Annotated in this window: 10 protein-coding genes; 8 read left to right on the top strand and 2 right to left on the bottom strand. The window is 71.4% G+C overall.

Going from position 1 to position 21,449, the window contains the following annotated elements; all coding sequences use genetic code 11:
• Nucleotides 1–153 precede the first annotated feature (153 nt).
• The 8 genes from AC07BS_RS12385 (at nt 154) to AC07BS_RS12350 (ending at nt 17,788) form a co-directional block, all read left to right on the top strand.
• Nucleotides 154–1,722: a PD-(D/E)XK nuclease family protein gene (locus tag AC07BS_RS12385; protein ID WP_478931832.1), complete on the top strand. Its 1,569-nt coding sequence runs from the start codon at nt 154–156 to the stop codon at nt 1,720–1,722.
• Nucleotides 1,723–1,727: 5 nt separating this feature from the next.
• Nucleotides 1,728–2,903 (top strand): pPIWI_RE_Y domain-containing protein, encoded by a 1,176-nt coding sequence (locus tag AC07BS_RS12380; RefSeq protein ID WP_478931830.1) that lies wholly within the window; start codon nt 1,728–1,730, stop codon nt 2,901–2,903.
• Entirely contained in the window at nt 2,890–6,516 is a 3,627-nt protein-coding gene (locus AC07BS_RS12375; RefSeq protein ID WP_478931829.1) for a pPIWI_RE_Z domain-containing protein, read from the top strand. Before AC07BS_RS12380 ends, AC07BS_RS12375 begins: the two co-directional genes overlap by 14 nt.
• A gap of 30 nt (nt 6,517–6,546) precedes the next feature.
• On the top strand, nt 6,547–9,465 hold the full coding sequence (locus tag AC07BS_RS12370) for a pPIWI_RE module domain-containing protein (RefSeq protein WP_478931828.1): 2,919 nt from the start codon (nt 6,547–6,549) through the stop codon (nt 9,463–9,465).
• A gap of 88 nt (nt 9,466–9,553) precedes the next feature.
• Entirely contained in the window at nt 9,554–11,131 is a 1,578-nt protein-coding gene (locus AC07BS_RS12365; RefSeq protein ID WP_478931826.1) for a TIGR02677 family protein, read from the top strand.
• Nucleotides 11,128–12,390 (top strand): TIGR02678 family protein, encoded by a 1,263-nt coding sequence (locus AC07BS_RS12360; protein ID WP_478931824.1) that lies wholly within the window; start codon nt 11,128–11,130, stop codon nt 12,388–12,390. Before AC07BS_RS12365 ends, AC07BS_RS12360 begins: the two co-directional genes overlap by 4 nt.
• A 14-nt stretch (nt 12,391–12,404) precedes the next feature.
• The gene (locus AC07BS_RS12355; protein ID WP_478931823.1) at nt 12,405–16,529 is read left to right on the top strand and encodes a TIGR02680 family protein; all 4,125 of its coding nucleotides are present in this window, start codon (nt 12,405–12,407) and stop codon (nt 16,527–16,529) included.
• Entirely contained in the window at nt 16,526–17,788 is a 1,263-nt protein-coding gene (locus AC07BS_RS12350; protein ID WP_478931821.1) for a TIGR02679 family protein, read from the top strand. Before AC07BS_RS12355 ends, AC07BS_RS12350 begins: the two co-directional genes overlap by 4 nt.
• Before the next feature lie 76 nt (nt 17,789–17,864).
• Here AC07BS_RS12350 and AC07BS_RS12345 read toward each other — a convergent pair whose 3' ends face one another.
• The gene (locus AC07BS_RS12345; protein WP_478931819.1) at nt 17,865–19,193 is read right to left on the bottom strand and encodes a class I SAM-dependent RNA methyltransferase; all 1,329 of its coding nucleotides are present in this window, start codon (nt 19,191–19,193) and stop codon (nt 17,865–17,867) included.
• 112 nt (nt 19,194–19,305) lie between these two features.
• Nucleotides 19,306–21,357, bottom strand: a complete 2,052-nt coding sequence (locus AC07BS_RS12340; protein ID WP_478640840.1) for an APC family permease — start codon at nt 21,355–21,357, stop codon at nt 19,306–19,308.
• Between the last annotated feature and the right edge of the window lie 92 nt (nt 21,358–21,449).

The following is a 21,449-nucleotide window of genomic DNA, read 5'->3' as shown; positions in this document are numbered from 1 at the left end:
GCCAATATACGAGAATCGCTTGACTGAGTTCACAGAACCAAGGTTTCCTCATGTGGCCAGCGGTTCTCCTCGTTCACTCCGGTGGGAGACATCTTGACGCTTCACCAGCCTCCACCTGGCACGGATGGAAACATCCGGCTCATTCGTACCTCCTTGCCCCTCCTCCGCGAGGATCCGCAGGAATGTCCCCGCGGCAACGCGCTCCGCGCCAGGCCGCTCGTCGAGCAGAGTCCCCCACGCACACGGCGCAAGCCCGTCGAGGACTTCGCGCTGGCACCCGTGATGGCGGCACTGGACGCCATCGAGCTCGACGGCCAGGACGTGGCGACCGCTCTGAACGCCCTGCAGGGCAACCGGAAGTACCATCCGGCGCACGCGGAGTGGGCCGGGGCCGCCGTACGTTCCTACCTGCGGGCACGCGAGGCCACCGAGTCGGAGCGCCGGGCCTCCGGGCGTCCGGCGACACGCGCCGTGCGCGGTCAGTGGACCCACATCCATGACCGCAGCACCCCGGACGCACGCGGGGCGACGCGCTACGAGCGCACGGCCTGGGGCCGGCGGTACCAGTCCACCGACCGAACAGAGCGCGAACTGTGGTTGCTGTCCGTCAACTCCGTCAAGGCCGACCGTCCTGCCGCCGAGATCGCGGAGGCCGCCGCCGTCGCCGCGACCGGGATACCCACCCGGTCGGGCTTCCAGGACATCCACCGCCCCCTGCCCGGTGAACACTCCCGCCCCCTGCGCGTACGCGTCATGGGGATCGGATGCGGCGACGGCACATACGACGTGCTCGCCGACTGGGATACCGACGAGGCTTTGCGTCAGTTCGAGCGCCACGCCAAACCCGTCCTCGGCCGGGTGGTCGAGGACCACCGGGTGAACCCCGGTTCGAGCTGTACGCGCTGTGAAGGACTGTCAGGCTGCCACCTGCCCCGCCGGGCGCCCGGCCTGCTGGGGGTCGACGGCCCGCGCCGTCCCCGCAAGCGCCGTTCCGTCTCCGCGACGGACCTGCGGGTGCATGCCCGTTGCCCCGCCCAGTTCCACCTCACCCGGGTGCTCCACCTCAAGTCGGGCAGACCCGAGAGCGAGCCGATCCGCAGAGGGCGGACCGTCGACAACTGGCTCAATGAGCAGCACAAAGCAGGGTGCTGCCGCGAGACTCCGCTGCCGGCCGCCCTGCCGGACCTGTTCCACGCCGAGCAGCAGAGGGCCCTGGCCATGCTCGCCCAGCACCAGCAGGCGTGTCCTCTCGACGGCCTGGGCCCCGGCGAAGAGGTACGAGTGCAGCCGCGCCTGACCGCGTACGACCCCGAGCTCGACGTCGTACTCATCGCCGACCCCGATCTGCTCTACACCCGTTCCGGTGGCTGGATCTGGCACGAGACCAAGACCGCTTCCCGTCGGCCGTGGGAGGGGCAGGAGCTCATGGACACGTACCCGCAACTGGCCGTCGCCGTCCTCATGATGTCGGCGGGAGTGCCGGGCGGTGATCTTCGGCGGTCACTGATCGAGCTGGAGATCCTCTACGAGGACGGGGCACGCTGCGAGGAGATCGATCCCGGGGACCCCGACACCCTTGCCGCTGCCCGCCGTGTCATCGCCGGTCTCGCCGGGCCCTGGGCGGCCGACGAGACGTACGCCCCGGCGCCGGGCGGGCACTGCTCCGGCTGCGAGGTGGTGGCCCACTGCGCAGCTGGCCGGGCGTACCTGGAGGCACGGTGACCACCTTGCCGGCAAGCGATGCGGACCTGCCGCCGGACCTCCCCGAGTGGTCCGCCCACAAGGGCATTCCCCTGATGCGCACCCTGGCCGTCGCTCTCATCGAGCTGGAGGAGTTCTCCGGCGCGGACAGCATGACGTTGCCGTACCCGGAGGAGGTCCAGCGGGCGCTGGACCGCACGGTCCTGGCCTGCCTGGAACGGGGAGCCGAACCCCCGGCCAGTCTGCCCGAACTCCTCGCCTGGTGTCGTGACCGGCCGCTGGTGGACTGGCCGGTGGACCTGCCCGACGACATGATGGGCCCCGGTAGCCTGCTCCTCGACCCGGAGTCCTCACGCCCCACCGAGCTGTGTCACGAGTGGGCGGCGCAGTCCGGTGGCCGTGACAGCGCCTCCAGGGACTACGACAGAAGGGTCGTCCACGCCGCCCTCCAGCTGTGTCGGGCGCACGGCGAGGAGGATGCTTACGCCGAGTTCCGCAGGCTCCTCGTCACTCGGCCCCTGCTCACCGCGGCGGAGGACTTCGCGGTCTCCATGGACCATGTGCTCGACCCCGTAAAGGAACTCCTGCGCCTGATCTATCAGCCAGTTCCGGACAGTTACCTGCGCGGGGACACGTACGCGGTGTGCCGGCGGTGCCTGACATTGCTCATCCCCTTGCGCGACGGCGGCTGGTGGTGCGAACGGGACCGCTGCCGACGTCAGGGACCGCCACCGGTGGGGCGCCGCATCCCGAAGGAGGAGGCTGGCGGACTCCTGCAGCTGGTGCGTCCCCTGCGCCAGTTCGTCACCGGACCGGGCCGTGCCGAGGCCGAGCTCGAAGGCAGGCTCACGGCTCTCGGACTGACCGTGCGCATGTGGCCGGGATACGACGCGTACGACGTGCACGTCACCTTTCCCGACGGACAGGTGTGGGCCGTCGACGTGAAGGACTGGGCCCACCCGGCCTTCCTGGGCCGGGCGGCCCGGTCCGTACGCCCGGAACCGCCGTACGACGAGGCATTCTGGGTGGTGCCTCAGGACCGCGTGGACGCGCATCCGGGCTACATCGCCTCGTACGAGCGCAACCGTCCTGCCACAGCCGGGGGACTGACGTTGCTCACCGACACGGAACTGATCAAAAAAGCCCGGCAGGCCCTCGCCGGGGCCGGGAAGGGGCGGGGAGGCCACGATGCGCGACCGTGACAGCTGGCATAGGCCGGTCAGCCGTGAGCTGGGCAGGCTGTGGAGCGAGGTGCCTCCTGGGTTCTCGGGTACGAAGCCCGCCCTTCTGTGCCAGGTGGAACTAGCCCTCCGGCTTCTGGAACACGTCGCACCGGAGGAGCCCGCCAAGGGTGCGTACGTCCTCTTCGGCGGCTACCCCTTCGTACGGGCCCGGGGCTTCGCCGTCTCCGCCGACCACGAGGTCATGCTGACCGCCGGGCGCCACCTGCTGTGGCACCTGCGCCGGGGCCGCGCATGGCAGCAGGCCCTGGAGACGTATCTCGCCCTGCCGGCGCGGCTGCGCTGCTACGACGTACCGGGCCCCCGAGCCTGCGCCCGCCGTATCGAGCCGACTGTCGCGTCGGACCGCCTCGCCGTGTACGACCGGGCGCTGTCCGCGCTGCCCCCGCTCGCGCGCAAGGCCCTTCCCCTCGCCCCCGCCGGACGCGCCACCTTCGTCGACCGGCGACGGCCAGCATCAGTCACGCTGCCCGAGAACCTGCGGCCGGCCCCCTCCCCGGGGCACGACCCGGAGGCGGGACGACCCGGCAACGGGGAGCCCATCACCCTCTCCCGCGCCGTCCTCCGGGACACGGCGCGCTGGATGGACGCCACCGAGCGGGAAAACCAGGTCGACAGCCCCGGCCACTGGGAAGAGCGGCTCGAAGAGCTGCACATCATGCCGAGGGATACCGACGAACGCGGCTTCAGCGAGGAAGGCGACCTCGTGCTCGACGGTCTGCTGCACCTCGCGGGCATGGTGGGTGCCGGCAAGTCGACCCTGATGACGCTGATCGCCGTCTGGGGCGCACGCCAGGTGCCCCAGTTGCGCACCACGCTGGTGGTCGGCGACGTGGCCGAGCAGCTGAGGATCGTTGGACTGCTGAACGACCTTGGGCTGCCCGTCGGCCCCGTGCTCGGGCTGACCACGCGGGAAACGCACGTGCAGCGGCTGCACCGCAGGCTGGCGTCGCGGGGCCTGCCCAATCTCCTGGACCACGACTCGCCCGCCTTCGACCACCTCAGCACGGTGTGCGTGGTGGACGCGCTGCGGGGCACCGAGGCCACCCGGCCACTGAGGTTCGCCGACGCGCCGTGCACCTCGCTGTACCCAGAGAAGAAGCACGCCAACGGGAGCGAGTCCGGCAAGGACGACGGGAGAACGCCCCTCACCCTGCCCGGGCCCTACCGGTCCGCGCCCCCGCCACAGGAGGACGAGCACCCGGGAGAAGTGAAGGGCACACCGCACGGCTGCCCACTGTGGTACGCGTGTCCGCGCCACCGTGCGGCCCGCGAACTCGTCGACGCTCAGATCTGGGTGGCCAACCCGGCCAGTCTGGTGCAGTCCCCGGTCCCTCGGCACCTGGGGGACGAGCAGCTCCGCCACTTGGAGCTCGCCTGCCTGCGCAGCGACATCATCGTCGTCGACGAGGCCGACTCGGTGCAGATGCGACTGGATGAGATCTTCGCTCCCTCGGCTACGCTGGTCACTCCCGGGCCGGCCGCCGACTCCTGGCTGGACCAGGTCCAGACACACCGGATCGAGGAACTCTCCCGGCAGGGCCGGCTCCAGCTCACGGACCAGGACATCGACCGCTGGTCCGTTTCGCTCACTGTGGTACACGCGGCGGCGGACCGCCTCTACAAACGTCTGATCGCGGACAACGACCTGCGCGAGTGGGCGGACGTCGAGTACTTCAGCGCGTGGACCCTGCAGGAGAAGCTGTTCGGCGACTGGTTCTCGACCGGCTCCGACGCCCAGGCCGCCCCCGACGGGGTAGCCGACGAGGCGGAGCTCTACGAGGCGTACGAGGACGACATCCCGGAGCCGGAGTCACCGGGACCGGAGACCGATGCCCTGCGCGACTGGCTCACCAAGCGCTTCGACGACTTCCGTGACGACCCACTGGGCGGCCACGGCCCCTACGACAACCTCACCGACGACCTGGTGCGGCTGGCCCAGGACTTGCTCACCACGCTCACCCCCGCGGAAACCCGCACCCGGGTTCTCACCACGCTCTACTCCCTGTTGAGGGACACCCCTTCGGCCGACAGGGTTCAGGACGAGGCGTGGATGGAACTCATTGCTCGACGGCTCGAATTCATGCTGCTGCTCAGCGCACTGCACCACAGGCTGGACCGGCTGGTCTTCCTCTGGCCCCAGGTGGAAGCCGCGCTGCACCTGGACTCGACCGGCAACGAACTCTCCCGCCGGCCGCCCCTGGACTACGCGCCCCTGGTGCTGGAAGCCCCGATGGGCAATGTCCTGGGGTTCCAGTTCCTGCCCGACGACCGGGAGCGGGACACCGACGGCCGCCACAGCGGTACCCTCCGTTTCTTTCGTTGCGCCGGAGTCGGCCGGGCTCTGCTCCTCGGCCTGAACGAGGTGGGAGCGGATGCCGGACGCGGCCGCAAGGGCCCCCACGTCGTCCTAATGTCCGGGACCAGCTGGGCGGGCACCTCCACCCGCGCCCATGTCGCCGTGCCCGTGGGGGCGGTACTCACGCCGTCGCCGCGGTCGCTGGAGGCGGTGAGCGAGTCGGTCTTCAGTACGCACTTCCTGTACGACGACGAGGGGAGGCCCATGAGCCTCTCGGGCACCGACCCCAAGGCTCGGCCAGCAGCAGCGAAGGCTTTGGTCAGCAGGTTGGGATCGCCCGGCCGAGGAGGCGCTCCGAGCCCTCTGGAGCAGGAACTGGCCAAGGTCGCCGACAGCCGGCGCAGGAGGGCGATCCTGCTGGTCGGCAGTTACCGGGAGGCGGGGATCGCTGCGGACGTGCTGCACGGCATCGACCGCTGGCACGGGCGTGTACGGGTCCTGGCGGCGGACGACGCGGACCTGGAGCAGGCCGTGAACGGGGCGATCCCCCACCGTACCGGGCCCGACCACGCTACAGTCCTGCGACGCGGCGACCTCGCCACGTTCGCCGAGGACCGCACGGCCGAAATCCTGGTGGCTCCACTGATGGCGGTCGAACGCGGGCACAACATCCTCAACGCCGAGCGCAACGCGGCCTTCGGAACGGCTCTCTTCCTCGCACGACCCCACCCGCGCCCGGACGATCTGGCACTCGCCATCTTCGCCATCAACGACTGGGCGACGCGCTTCTCGCGCGACGAGCCGGGGCTCGAACAGGGCACCTTCAGCAAGCTCGCCGTGAACGCCGGCGACTTCGACGCGGCCGGACTGGCCTTCCGGCACGTCGCGCGGAGGGAATGGCGCCGCCTGCTGTCCCGGCGCTACATCTACTCGCGGCTGTCGGAGCACGAGAAGAAGTCCTTCACCTGGGACCAGCTCGTCACCATCTGGCAGGTGATCGGCCGTCTGGTACGCGGAGGTGTCCCGGCTCGCGTGGTGTTCGTCGATGCCCGCTTCGCCCCGAACACGGCCAAGCTCCTGTCGCCCAACTCCGCGCACCCGATAGTCGGTCGGGAGGACGGCCTGCTCGCCGGGCTGCGGGAAGTCCTCGCCCCGTACTTCGTGGACGCCCCGGCGCTCACCGGCTGCCCGGACCCGGCGGACCCCGCGATCGCCCGGCTTCTCTACGCGCCGCTCTACAAAGCCCTGCGTGACATCACCCACCACGTCACCTGAACGACTCTCCGCCCCGAAAGGACCCCGCCCATGGCGCGCTACGCGTCCATCCGCACCGCCTCCTGGCTGCCTGTCGCCCCCGATACCTCCGCCACCAGCCGGTACCGTGTGCTCCCGTTCCCCGAGCAGTGGCATGGCCCGCTGCTCGCCCTGTGCAACGCGGGGCGCAGGAAGCCGCTGGAGACCATCCCCACCTTCCGGATGGACCAGGTCGTCCAGGCCCTGGCACCCGACGTGCTGGTCCGGCCGCGTCCCCGCCGTGGCGAGGAGCCGGATTTCTGGCTATACGCTTCCGCGGACATCCCCGACCCGCTGCCGTCCGCGGCCTTCCGGGGCCTGATCGGCGCCTGGCTGAAGGACCTGCGCCCGGAACCCGAGCACCGGAAGCTCCTGGCCGAGACACGGGCCGCGCTCTTCGAGGACCCACCTCAGTGGCACGAGGACGTGGAAGTCGAGCTGCTTAGCTGCCCTCCCACCGCCGGCGGCACAGCTGCCCCTGATCCGCGTCAGTTCCAGCTGTCCACGGACTGGCTGGCCCGGCGCATCCTGGAGCTGGAGCCGTACGACTTCGGCGCCGGCAAACTGCGGTTCCGCGCCACGCCCCGAGGATCGCGCGACCAGGGAGCGGAGCTGGTGTCCCAGGCCCTGCAGTTCGAGGGGGGTGCCGGATGGTTCTCGATCGTCCTCAACATCACCCTGCAGACCGTGCCCTTCGATCCGTTGCCCCGCTTCCACCTGCACTGCCACATCCGCAGGTACGCGACGCGGGTCAGTGCAACGACCGGGCGCCTTTACCTTCCGTACGGGCGCAGGACGACCGTCCTGTTGCGTCCGCGCGTACCGTGGCTGCCCGGCGCGCCGGCGAGCGACCGGTTCGCCCTCGCCCGGCTCGCCTGGCAGAAGGGCGGTCACGACTGGGTCGGCGGGGGGCCCGCCGGGATGTTGCGGAGCATGTCGCTCTCGGAAGCGTTCCCGGACGCGGCGTCCGTCCTTACGGCACCGGACAAGTGGCTGGAGGACGGCATGCGGGCCGCCGTGGTGTACAGCACGGCGATGGGGTCGCACGGGGTGGGCCACGGCCTGATGCCCGACCAGCGGTCACGGATCGTGGAGTGGGCCGAGCAGGCTCTGCCGGAGCAGCTGCGTTTCGCTCCGGCGCTGGTGCCCACCAGGCTGTCCGGCAGCACTCCGGCGAACCCCCGGCGGGAGCCGGCCAAGGTGGCGGAGAAGACCGCCGAGGAGAGGAGGCGGGCCGAGGCATGCCGGAAGGGTGCCGCTTTTGCCCTGCGCCACCTGTTCGGGGAGACGGAAGCGGGCGATCTGCCGTGCCTGGAAGTCCAGCTGTTCTGGCAGACACCTGTCATGCGGGACACCGCCGTGGCCGCGCTCGCGGCTCATCTCGACCTCAAGGGCGACGGCGGGGCGCCCGGCGACGAGTCCGCCTATGAGGACACCGTCGTCCTGGAGTGGCAGGCAGCGGAACTGACGGTCCGCCTGCGCTGTCGCAAGCTGGTCCGCTCCATGGGGCAGGACTTGGAACTGGCCGAGAGTCGCCGGCACTCACGGGACGAGGTCACCGCCGCGATCGGCATCCGCCGTCGTGAGATGGCGACTTTTGCCGCGGAGGACGTATCGGGGGCGGCACCCTCGCTCGCCTTGGTGGAGATCGACCGTGCCAAGGACTTCACGTCTCCCGACCACGACGCCAAGTTCGCACTGCGGCTCGGTTGCGCCGATGTCGGGGTTTTGACCCAGTTCATGGCCGTACCGAAGACGGCGAAGGGCTACAACAGCGAGAAGAACAAGAAGTTCCGCGCGGCCAAGGCGTGGGACGACGGCCTGCGGCAGCTCGGCGTACGGGTGCACCCCGAGCACAGCCTCGGGGAACGGCTGCCCGAGGGTATGCGGTATGCCGCCGTCTGGATGGTCCGCAAGAACAGCCGCAGCCGTATGCGTTGGGCCCGCCACCTGCCGGTCGCTGTGCTTGTGACGCCAGAGCCTTCGGGTGACGGGCTGGCACGGGTCGAGGGCTGGGACGACGAGACGCGTTCCTGGGTGCCGTACCCCGTCATGCTGCTGCGCCTGACGAAGCAGTCGGAGATCCCGAGGGGTGTGGTGCCCGGCCCGCGCGACGGGGCGCCCGGGGAGGCGACTCGGCCGTCGTGGTGGGCGGACATGAACGAACAGCGCCGCGCGACGGATGAATGGCTCCAGCGGGTGCGTCCCAAGCTGCGCGGCAGGCCGACCCTTCTGCTGGCGCACGCGCAGAACATGCGCTCGCACTGGACCTGGCTCCAGGACGGCAAGGTGGTGACGGACAAGTTCAAGGATGGTCATGCGCCGTCACGCAGGCTGGACCCGGACCTGCGGCTGGTCCGGGTGCGGACGGCACGGAACCGGGAGACGGCCCAGTGGTGGGCCGTGAACCCGGACGGCGCCAACGGCCTGGCTTCGGGCTTGTGGCGCGACCCTCACGGGGATGCCGGCTCCGGTGAGGCACGTGTGTTCTGGTCCACTACCCCGAAGGCCCGGACCTTCAAGCTGTCGGTGGCTGCCGACAAATTGGCGCCGCGGGTGAACACCAAGGGCAAGCTGACCATCGACACCGGCGAGGCCGCCTGGAACCCCGGGCTGGTGGAACTGGCGGTACTCGGCTGCCACCCGGACGAAGGGGATTCTCCGGAAGCCCTGGCGCTCACCGCCCACCAGCTCCGGCAGGCACCCGACGTACCGGATGCGTTGAGCCTGCCGCTGCCCCTGCACCTGGCCGGACTCGCGCAGGAGTACGTGCTGCCTACGCGTACGGACGGCGAAGAGGAGCCGGCCGTCGACGCCGCGGAGGACGCCGACCCCAACTCGGCTGCTGCCCCCGGCCTGGCGACGGAGCCCGAGCCCGATGATCAGGGGGAACAGCTGTTGCTGTGGGCGGATGAGACGACAGCGCCGTAGTCGGCACCCGGCCTCGGGAGACGGAACCCGGCGCTCCCTACTGGGTGGATTTCCCGGCGGAGTTGGCGTCGGGGAGAATGCCGGGACGATGACGTCAAACCCTGCCGGCACCCGCGGCGGCGAGTACGCGCCGTTCGCCCACCTGACCGCGCCGAACACCGCCCTCTACCGTCAGATGATGCACGCCTTCCTCGCGGCGAAGGAGCGGTTCACGGTGCATCTGCGGCCCGAGGACGTGCACGCCGCGCTACCGCCGGAGCATCGGCCGCCCGACCTCGACGCGGTGATGAATGCCCTGGACAGCCTGGTGAAGTGGGGCAACCTGCGGGCGGATCCGGACACCTCCCGGGTCACCGCGGTCGAAGACTTCTACCGCAAGCGGTTCATCTACCAGCTCACGCAGGCCGGGGAGGCCACCGAGCAGGCGTTGTCCGTGTACGACGAGGCGCTGGGGCGGCGCGGGGCGCTGCAGGCGGTGGCACTGCACGACATCGTCACGCAGTTGCGGGCCCTGCTGGTGATCGCGGCCGGGCAGGGAGAGAGCGAGCCGGACGCGCCCAAGGCGCATCTGGCGCTGTCAGCGCTGACCGGCCGGTTCGAGGCGCTGGCGGAGAACGCGCGGGCGTTCATGGGTTCGCTCCAGCGCACCATCGACCTCCACGGGGTGGAGGTCGAGGTGTTCCTCGCCTACAAGGACCGGCTGATCCAGTACCTGGAGCGGTTCATCCAGGATCTGATCACGCTGGGCGGGCGGATCGCGGTGCTCATCGGCGAGCTGGAGCAGGACGGCCGGGCTCATGCACTGCTGCGGCTGGCGGCTGCCCGGGAGGCCGCCGACGCCGCGCCCGAGGACGCGGAAACCGCCGAGCACGAGGCGTACGCGCGGTGGGAGGCCAAGTGGGCGGGGCTCTCCGCCTGGTTCGTCTCCACGGATGGCCGTGAGTCGCAGACCCGGCTGCTGCGCGGGCGGGCACTCGGGGCGATACCGCAGCTCCTGGCAGTCGTACGGCAGCTGAACGAGCGGCGGGCCGGACGTTCGGACCGGTCCGCGGACTTCCGCACGCTGGCCCGCTGGTTTGCCGAGGCCCCGGACGACGAGGCTCGGCACCGGCTGTGGCGCGCCGCCTTCGGCCTGTACTCCGCTCGTCACCTCACCGTGGACGCCGACACGCTCGCCAAGCGCACAGCAAATCCGGTGGCCCCATCATCCTCATGGGCCGAGGCCGAGCCGCTCCGGATCAGTCCGCAGTTGCGCCGTACCGGCAGCTACGAACGCCGCGGCAGGCCCCGGCGGGTGCACGACCGCTCCGAGCAGCGGCGGCAGCTCACCGAGATCGCCGTCAAGCAGGCCGAGGAGATCGCCGCCGCCCGCGCACGCCTTGCGACGGACGGCACCATAAGGCTGTCCGCGCTCGGGGAACTCGACCCGGTGGCCTTCGGGCTGTTCCTGCAGTTGCTGGGTGATGCCCTGGCCACCTGGCGGCCGGGCATGACGAGCACGGTGGCCACCAGCAACGACGGCTCGATGGAGATCCGGCTGACAGCCCTCACCGACGGAGCGACGGCCCGGATCCGCACACCGGGCGGTATCTTCCGCGGCCCCGACCACCTGGTCGAGATCACCGACCTCACCGGTTTCGGGGCCGCGCGCGAGGAGGAGCCATGACCACACCCTTGGGCGAAGTGCTGGACGGCCGGCGCACAGCAGAAATACACAAGGCCGCCCGGGCGCTGCTGAAGGAACCGCTACTGCTGGCCCAGGGCCCGTACGCGGACGAGTTCCGGCTGGTACGGCAGCACCTGTCCTTCCTGCGCGAGTGGTTCGACCGCAATACCGGCTGGCCGCTGCGTGTGGACGCGGAGGCCGCCCGGCTGGCCCGGACACCCGGTACACCGGCCGACTCCACCCACCCGGCGCGCGAGGCGTCCCGTGCCCGCGCCGCGTTCACGCGACGCCGGTACGTGCTGCTGTGCCTGGCATTGGCCGCGCTGGAGCGGGGCGAGGCACAGATCGCGCTGGGGCGCCTGGCCGACCAGGTGGTCCTGGACGCCGCTGACCCCCATCTGGTCGCGGCCGGCGTGGAGTTCACCATGGAGCGCCGCGAGGAGCGCCTGGACCTGGCAGCGGTGGTGCGGCTTCTGCTCCGCCACGGGGTGCTGCGGCGGGTGGCCGGTGACGAGGACGCGTACATCACAGGGACCGGTGATGTGCTGTATGACGTGCAGCGCCGGGTTCTGGCGGGGCTGCTAGCCGCCCGCCGCGGCCCGTCGACGATCGGCTCCGTGGACTTCGAGGCCCGGCTGGCCGAGCTGACCGCTGAGAGCGCGCTGGACAGCGACGAACTGCGGTTCCGCGCCATCCGCCAGAGGCTGACCCGGCGGCTGCTCGACGATCCGGTGCTGTACTACGACGAGCTGAGCGACGAGGAACTCGTCTACCTGACCCGTCAGCGCGCCTTCCTCACCGCCCGTATCACCGAACTGACCGGCCTGGTCCCGGAAGTGCGGGCCGAGGGCATCTCGATGGTTGACCCGCTGGACGACCTGACCGATGTGCGGATGCCCGAGCAGGGCACGCACGGGCACATCACACTGCTGCTCGCCGAACACCTGGCGGCCTCGGACGGCGAGGTGAGCTGCGACGACCTGGAGCGGCGGGTGCGGGAGCTGGCCGCCCAACACGGCGCGTACTGGTCGAAGAGCGCCAAGCGGCCGGGAGCGGAGGCGGAGCTGGTCGGGCAGGCGCTGCAGAGACTGACCGCACTCCGCCTGGTCACTCGCACCGCCGGGGGCGTCACGGCCCTGCCGGCGCTCGCGCGGTACGCGGTCGGTGAGGCCGTCGTGACAGAGCCGGGGCAGACCGCCTCAGGCAGTTCTCACACCTCTCGTACCTCTCATTCCCCCCACTCCTCTCAGTCTCAGTGAAAGGCACCGCAGTCGTGACCGCTCTGCCCGAACCCGCCCCCGGCCGGTGGCGGCCACTGCGCATCGGCCTGGTGGACCTGTTCCACTACGACACCGAGGAGTTCTGGTTCCGCGACGGCCGTCTGCTGCTGCGCGGCAACAACGGCACCGGCAAGTCCAAGGTGCTCGCCCTGTCCCTCCCCTTCCTCCTGGACGGCGACATGTCCGCACGGCGTGTGGAACCCGACGCCGACCCGGGCAAGCGCATGGAGTGGAACCTGCTGCTCGGTGGGCAGCACCCGCACCCCGAACGGCTGGGCTACACCTGGATCGAGTTCGGCCGCCACGACGAGGACTCGGGCAGGGCTCTCTTCCGTACCCTGCTGTGCGGTCTGAAGGCGGTGACAGGCCGTGGAATCGCCCGCCATTGGTACGCGGTCACCGACCAGCGTGTCGGCGAGGACCTGACCCTGCTCGACGCGACCGGCACGGCGTTGTCGCGGGACCGCCTCGCGGAGGCTGTCGCCGGGCACGGCATGGTCTACGACCAGGCGAAGGCGTACCGCAGGGCGGTCGACGAGGCACTCTTCGGGCTGGGTGAGCGGCGCTACGCCGCCCTGGTGGACCTGCTCATCCAGCTGCGCCAGCCCCAGCTGTCCAAGCGGCCCAACGAGTCGGCGCTGTCCCGGGCGCTGACCGAAGCACTGCCGCCCATGGATCAGGCGGTGATCGCCGATGTGGCGGAGGCGTTCCGTTCGCTGGACGAGGAGAAGGAGGAGCTACGGGCGGCCAGTGAGGCCGAACGGGCCGCCTCCGCCTTCCTCGGCCACTACCGCCGCTACGCCCGGGTGGCGACCCGTCGGCGGGCACGGCTGCCTCGTAGCGAGCACGCCCGCTACGAACAGCTGCACCGTGACCTGGCCCAGGCACGCGCCGAGCGGGAGGAGGCGGAGCGCGAGCGGGCCGGGGCCGCCGCGCGGATCGCTCGGCTGGAGGAGACGGCGGTGCGGCTGGCCGCCCAGGACGCCGCGCTGCGCACGGGCCCGGAGTGGCGCAGTGCCCGGGAGCTGGAGCAGGCCGCGGCCGAGGCGCGCCGCACCGCCGGCGAGCGGGCCCGCACCGAAGCCGACCGGGAACAGGCGGTCCAGGCGCACTCCCGCGCCCTCGGCCGTCTGGCGGGCGCCGAAGGGCGACTGACCGCGGCCGATCAGCAGGTGGGAAGGGCGCTGGATCAGACCCATGAGACGGGCCGGGCCGCCCGGCTCGACGATGTGCTCAGCGACAACGCGTCTGCGGCCGAGCTGCGGCGCGCTGCCGAGGAGTCAGTGGCCCGCAAGCGGCGCGCCCTCGATCACGTGGAACAGCTGGTCGCGCAGGTCGACCGGGCGGCGGGCGAACGGCGGGCCTCCGTCCGGCGCCTGGACGACGCCCAGGCCGATGCCACCCACACCGCCGCGTACAAGGCCCAGGCGGAATCGGCCGTCACCGAGGCGGGAGAGGACCTGGTCGAGGCCGCACGCCGGCACCTGGACCAATGCACGGAGCTGGCTGTCGCCAACCGGGCGGGGCTCCTGGACGCTCTGCAGGACTGGGTTACGCACCTGCACGGCCCCAACCCTGCCCGGGAGCAGACCGCGGCGGTGCACCGCGCGCGGTCCGCCGATCTGGCCGACCGGACCGCCGCGCTCGGCCAGCAGCTGGCCGGGCTTGCCGACCGGCACACAACGGTCCGGAAGGAGCTGACCGAGCTGGAGGCCGGAGGCCAGCGCGGACCGGCTGCACCACACACCCGTGCACCCGGCCTGCGTGACCGGGCCCCTGGGGCGCCTCTTTGGCGGCTGGTCGACTTCCATGACCTTGTCTGCCCCGGTGAGCGAGCAGGCCTGGAAGCCGCGTTGGAGGCTTCCGGGCTCCTCGACGCGTGGGTGTGCCCGGATGGCACCGTCCTGGACTCGGCCGGGCACGACGTGCTGCTGTCCCCGCCGTCTCCGGACGCGTCACCGGCCGGCCCCGTCCTCGCCGGGATGCTGCGGCCCGCCGTCGACCACGGCGATCCCCAGGCCACTCAGGTGGGCGAAAAGGTGGTGTCCGCAATCCTGGCGGCAGTCGGCCTCGGGGATTCCGGCGCTCCGTCACCGGACACCGCTGGTCTGCGCCACACGTGGGTGGCTGCGGACGGCCGGTTCCGCGTCGGCACGCTGACTGGCAGCTGGTCGAAGAACACGGCCGTGTACATCGGGGAAGGCGCTCGCGAGGAAGCCCGCCGCGCCCGGATCGCCACCCTGCGCGGCGAGCTCGAGGGCCTGGCGGACAGTACGGCCCGTCTCGAAGCCGAGCGCGCCGCGGTGGCCGGGCGTCGCCGGGTGCTGGATGCCGAGCTGGCCGCCGTCCCCGACGACGCCCCCCTGCGCCACGCCCACGCGACGGCGTCCGCCGCGGCGGACGCCGCCCACAGGGCGGGGTCGCGGCAGGACGAGCGCTCCGCCGAACTCACCGATGCCTCTCGCAGGGAGGCCGAGGCGACCGCCGAGCTCACCGAGACGGCCGCGGCTGTGAACCTGCCCGCCGACCGGACGGCCCTCACGGCCGTCCGCCAGGCCCTGGCCGATCACACGGCCGCCCTCGCCGCTCTGTGGCCCGCCCTGCGCGAGCAGGCGGAAGCGCGACGCGCCATCGCCGACGAGCGGACGGAAGCCGGCCAAACCGGGGAACGGGTGGCCGAGCTGGACCAGCGGGTAGCTCAGGCCGCCCGGCTGGCCGCCGCCGCGGACGAACATCACACCACGCTGCGCTCCACTGTCGGAGCCGCTGTCGCGGACCTGGAGCGCAGGCTGGCCGAGACGGCCGATGCCCTTGCAGCGTGTGGCCGGGACCTGGACCGGGCCCGTCACGAGCATTCCGCCGCGGACCGTCGTACCGGACGGGCCGAGGGCCGGATCGAGCAACTGGAAAAGGACGTCGACACAGCAGCCGCGACGCGTGGCGAGGCCATCGCCGCTCTGCAGCGGTTCGCGCTCACCGGCCTGCTGGCCGTCGCCCTGCCCGAGGTGCCCGTACCGCCACTGGACGGCGGCCCGTGGGCGGCCACTCCGGCGATCGCGCTCGCCCGCGCGATCGAGGCGGAACTGTCCGGGACGGACGACTCGGACGGTGCCTGGGAAAGGGTGCAGAAGCGGCTCAGCGAGGAGTACAAGAAGCTTCAGGACGTCCTGTCCCGGGGCGGGCACGGCGCCACGGCCCGTATGACCGAGGATGGGATGGTCGTCGACCTCGTCTATCAGGGACGGGAACGGGCCGTCCCCGAGCTGGCCGAGGCCCTGGCCGCGGAGGTCCAGGAACTGACCCGCATCCTGTCGGCACACGAACGGGAGATCTTGGAGACCCACCTGCTGACCGAGGTCGCCGGCACCCTGCAGGAACTGATCGGCGCCGCCGAGCGCCAGGTGCTGGCGATGAACGCCGAGCTCGAGCGGCGGCCCACCTCCACCGGCATGAAGCTGCGCCTGCTGTGGCGGCCGTCCCGCAAGGCACCCGCGGGACTGGCGCAGGCGCGGGTACGGCTGCGCCAGTCCGCCGATGCCTGGGCGGCCGAGGATAGGGCGGCGGTCGGCGAGTTCCTCCAGGCCCAGATCGCCCGCGCCCAGGCCGACGACGCGACCGGCAGCTGGCTGGAGGTGCTCACCGCCGCACTCGACTACCGCTCGTGGCATGAGTTCGGCATCGAACGCCACCAGCACGGCAGCTGGGTGCCCGCCACCGGGCCGGCGTCGGGCGGCGAGCGTGTCCTGGCCGTCTCGGTGCCTCTGTTCGCCGCGGCCTCCGCGCACTACGCAACCGCGGCCCCGCACGCCCCGCGCCTGGTCACCCTGGACGAGGCATTCGCCGGCGTCGACGACGACTCCCGCGCCAAGTGCCTGGGCCTGCTGCATGCCTTCGACCTGGACGTGGTGATGACCAGCGAACGCGAATGGGCCTGCTACCCGCAGGTGCCCGGCATCGCCATCGCCCAACTCTCCCGCGTCGACGATATCGCCGCTGTCCTGGTGACCCGCTGGGAATGGGACGGCACCCAGCGGGCACGGGCGCCCGAACCGGACCACCGTACGGCGACGGTCCCCGCACCAGCGCAATCCCTCGACCAGGACACCCTGTGGGGATGAACGATCGTCGGACGAGCACACTCGACGTCTCCCTCGCGCGTGTCGAACGCGGCCGGCTCACCCGGCTCCTCGGCGACCCGGGCTGTGCGTGGCTGGTGGAGCGGGCGCGCCGCCGCATGGAACGCGGCGAACCCCTCACCGGCCCGGTCACCCTGGCGGCACCCACCGACGGTGAACGGACCGCTGCCGAGCGCCTGCTGGGTCGCGCCCCGAGCACCGGATGCTCGCTGAGCGTCCGGCTCGACGAGATCGACACCCTCCTGCGACGCTCCGGCGTCAGCCCCGAGGGCCTGGTGGCCGCAGTCATCGCCCTCACCGGGCCGATCACCCTCATCAGCGACGCTCGCGAGCAGGAGGCGAAGGCCTGGCAAGACGCCTACGCCCCGCTCATTGTTTTCTGTACCGAACGGCCCGAACTGGCTGACTGGGCGGAGCAGGTACGCACCAACGGTCTCGTTCGCCGCCTCGCGCACACAGCGGAGGCTGCCCGCGCGCTGCTGGCCTCCACGGCGACGGCCCTACGAAGCGTGCCCGCGGTGCCGGCAGTCTCGCTCCCCGCCTTCGCCGCCCGCACCCTGGGCAACGCCCACGCCTTGGACGACGGCAGCCCGCTCGCGACTCTCGTCCTGTCGGGTGTGCGCGCCCTGACCGGGTTCCCCGATGGCACCGGAGCGGAGTGGCGCCGCGAAGCGTGGGCCTCCGCGGGCCTCCTGAAGGACGCCCTGTCCTCCACTGTCCTGACCGTGGGGCTGCGTGGCACCCCCGCCCTCGACTGGGCGGCCGACGCGGGCGAACCCGCGGTACTGACCCTGCGCCAGCTCACCCGCACCCCACCCCTTGCCGCGCCCGGGGTGGTGCACGTGTGTGAGAACCCGACCGTACTGGCGACCGCGGCCGATGCCCACGGCCCCGCCTGCCCGCCCTTGGTCTGCCTCCAGGGCCAGCCCTCGGCCGCCGCGCTCACCCTGCTGCGCCATCTGCACGCCCGCGGGGCAAAGCTGCTCTACCACGGCGACTTCGACTGGGGCGGCATACGCATCGCCACCGCCTTGCTGCAGCGCGTCCCCTGGCATCCCTGGCGCTTCACCGCCATCGAATACCGCACGTCCGCCGCGACCACCCCCCTGGCCCCATCTCTGACCGGCAAGCCCGCCGACGCGCCCTGGGACACGCAGTTGCGCCCGGCCCTGACCGAACTCGGCGTACGGATCGAGGAGGAATCGGTTCTGGAGGATCTCCTGACCGACCTGGGTGCCTGACATCTCGGCCACGCACTTTTCAGCGCCAGGATTTTCGCCCCTGAGCCCCTCATACGCACAGGGCAAAACCGCGGGGTCAGACGCGATTACCCGTGCGCTTCAGGATCGCCACGCACTCCACATGGTGCGTCATCGGGAACAGGTCGAACGCGCGGAGCGTCACCGGCTCGTAGCCCTCTTCCGCGAAGTACTTCAGGTCTCGGGCCAGGGCGGCCGGGTCGCAGGCCACGTAGGCGATGCGGCGGGCGCCCAGCGAGGCCAGGTGGCGGACCGTGGTCTTGCCGGCGCCGGCGCGCGGGGGGTCGAGGACGACGATGTCGGCGCTCTTGATGCCCGTGCGGGGCAGGACGTCCTCGACCTTGCCGTGCTCGATGCGGACGCGGTCCAGGTCCTGGAGGTTGTGGCGGGCGTCCTCCGCGGCGCGCTTGCCGGACTCGATGCCCAGGACTGCGCCCTTGTCGCCGACGCGCTCGGCGAGGGAGCCGGCGAAGAGGCCGACGCCGCAGTAGAGGTCGAGGGCCATGTCGCCCTTGCGGGGCATGAGGCCCTGCATGACGGCCTTCACCAGGGTGTCGGCGGCCTGCGGGTGGACCTGCCAGAAGCCGCCCTCGCCGACGCGGTAGGTGCGCTCGTCGGCGCGCTCGCGGACGAAGGGGCGGCCGTGGACGCGGTGGACCCGCTTGTCCTTCTCGCCGACGCGCATCACGGACACCGGCTTGTCGAGCTCGACGATCGGCAGGCGGCCGCCCGGCTTCGGGGTGAGGATCACCTGGCGGTCGGCGGAGCCGCTCGCCGCGATCGCCTCGATCGAGGCGATCTGCGGCCACTCGCGCTTCTCGATGCCCAGCTCGGTCACGCCCGGGGCCGCGATCATGCAGTGGTCGATGACCTGGACGTCGTGCGAGCGGTGCTTGCGCAGGCCCGCGCGGCCCTCGGCGTCGACCGCGTACTGGACGCGGGTGCGCCAGCCGGGGACCTGGCCCGCCGGGAGCTTGTCGCCCTCGGCCGGCATCACGGTGCCGTCCCAGCCGGCCTCCTCCGGGGTCAGGCCCGCCAGGCGCAGCAGCTGCTCGGCGACGACCTCGCCCTTGAGGCGGCGCTGGGCGCCCGGCTTGGCGTGCTGCCAGTCGCAGCCGCCGCACTTGCCGGGGCCCGAGAAGGGGCAGGGGGCCGGGACGCGGTCCTTGGAGGCCGACAGGACCTCGACGGCGTCCGCGCGCAGGAAGCGGGACGTGCTCTCGCCCTCCGTCACCCGCGCGATCACGCGCTCGCCCGGCAGGGCGTGCCGGACGAACAGCACCCGGCCCGACGCGGTGCGGGCCACGCAGTGGCCGCCGTGGGCGACCGGGCCGACCTCGACCTCGTACTCGTGGCCGACCAGCGAGTCTTGCGGGGGCGTCTGCATGCGGGTCGGCTCCAGATAGATCAAAAGGGTGCGGCGGGACCGCTGGACAACAGCCGTCCAGTCTACGTCCCGCCGCACCCCGACCGCGACGCCGCTGCGTCGCCGGCGCCGCCTACTTCTTCGTGGCGGCCTTCTCCTTCCGCGGCTGCGTCACCGGGCCGCGCCGCACCGAGCCGGGCGCGTTCCACTCCGCGCGCTTGCGGGCGCGCAGCTTGGCGGCCTCGGAGGAGTCCAGCTGCCAGGGCACCGAGGTGACCATCACGCCGGGCGTGAAGAGCAGGCGGCCCTTGAGGCGCAGCGCGCTCTGGTTGTGCAGCAGGTGCTCGTACCAGTGGCCGACCACGTACTCGGGGATGTAGACGCTGACCACGTCGCGCGGGCTCTCGGTGCGCAGGCGCTTGACGTACTCGATGACCGGCCGGGTGATCTCGCGGTAGGGCGAGTCGAGGACCTTCAGCGGGACGTCGATGCCGCGGCGGTGCCACTCGTCGCGGAGCGCCTTGGTCTCCTCCGCGTCGACGCTGATGCTCAGCGCCTCCAGCGTGTCGGAGCGCATCAGCTTGGCGTAGGCGAGGGCGCGGAGCGTCGGCTTGTGGACCTTGGAGACCAGGACGATGGCGTGCACCCGGGACGGGCGCACGGTCTCGTCGCCGGGCTCGTCGGCGGCGGCGATCTCCTCGGCGACCCGGTCGTAGTGCTTCCGGATCGCGGTCATGGTGACGTAGAAGATCACCATGCCGAGCAGGGCCACCCACGCGCCGTGCGTGAACTTGGTGACCAGCACGACCACCAGCACCAGGCCGGTGAAGAAGGCGCCGAAGGCGTTGATCGCGCGGGAGCGGACCATGTGGCGGCGCTTGGCCGGGTCGGTCTCCGTGGCGAGCAGGCGGTTCCAGTGCCGCACCATGCCGGTCTGGCTCAGGGTGAAGGAGACGAAGACGCCGACGATGTAGAGCTGGATCAGCTTCGTGGAGTCCGCGCCGTAGATGTAGACCAGCACCGCGGCCGCGGCCGCCAGCAGGACGATGCCGTTGGAGAACGCGAGCCGGTCGCCGCGGGTGTGCAGCTGGCGCGGCAGGTAGCGGTCCTGGGCGAGGATCGAGCCGAGCAGCGGGAAGCCGTTGTAGGCGGTGTTGGCCGCCAGGAACAGCACCAGGGCGGTGGCCGCGGCGAGCACGATGAAGAGGAACGAGCCGTTGCCGAAGACCGCCTCGGCGACCTGCGAGATCACCGGGTTCTGGGTGTAGCCCTCGCCGACCGGCACGCCGTTCTTCAGCAGGTCGGTGGCCGGGTGCTCGGCCATCCGGACGTCGGTGGCCATGGCCAGGGCGATGATGCCGCAGAACATGGTCACGGCGAGCCCGCCCATCAGGGCCAGCGTCGTGGCGGCGTTCTTCGACTTCGGCTTGCGGAAGGCGGGCACGCCGTTGCTGATCGCCTCGACGCCCGTCAGGGCCGCGCAGCCGGACGAGAACGCGCGCAGCAGCAGGAAGACCAGCGCGAAGCCGGCCAGGCCCTGGTGCTCGGCGTGGATGGTGTAGTCGGCGGTGGGCGCCTTCATGCTCTCGCCCATGAGCAGGCCGCGGATCGCGCCCCAGCCGATCATCACGAAGACACCGCCGACGAACACGTACGTCGGGATGGCGAAGAGCTTGCCGGACTCCTTGACGCCGCGCAGGTTCATCAGCGTGAGCAGCACGATCACGGCGATGGCCGAGAAGGTCTTGTGCTCGATGACGAAGGGGACGGCGGAGCCGAGGTTCTCGATGCCGGAGGAGATCGAGACGGCGACGGTCAGGACGTAGTCGACGAGCAGGGCGCTGGCGACCGTGAGGCCGGCCTTCGGGCCCAGATTGACGTTGGCGACCTCGTAGTCACCGCCGCCGGAGGGGTAGGCGTGGACGTTCTGTCGGTACGACGCGACCACCGTGAACATCAGCACGACGACCGCGACGGCGATCCACGGGCTGAAGTTGTAGGCGGACACGCCTGCCACCGACAGGACGAGCAGCACCTCGCCCGGTGCGTACGCGACGGAGGAAAGGGGGTCGGACGCGAAGACGGGTAGGGCGATGCGCTTCGGGAGGAGGGTCTCCCCCAGCTTGTTGCTGTGCAGCGCCCGGCCGATGAGGATCCGTTTCGGCAGGTCGGTCAATTTGGACACGCAGAGGATCGTAAGGGTTCCGTATCGATGCCGCCCACCCGGCTGCCCGACGACGCCTCGACGCGTTAAAGGGGCGTTAAGACGTCCTGCTC

The organism is Streptomyces sp. NPDC044063 (assembly GCF_056434285.1).
Note: the sequence above shows the minus strand (reverse complement) of the source record. Positions and strands in the feature narration are given on the sequence as shown.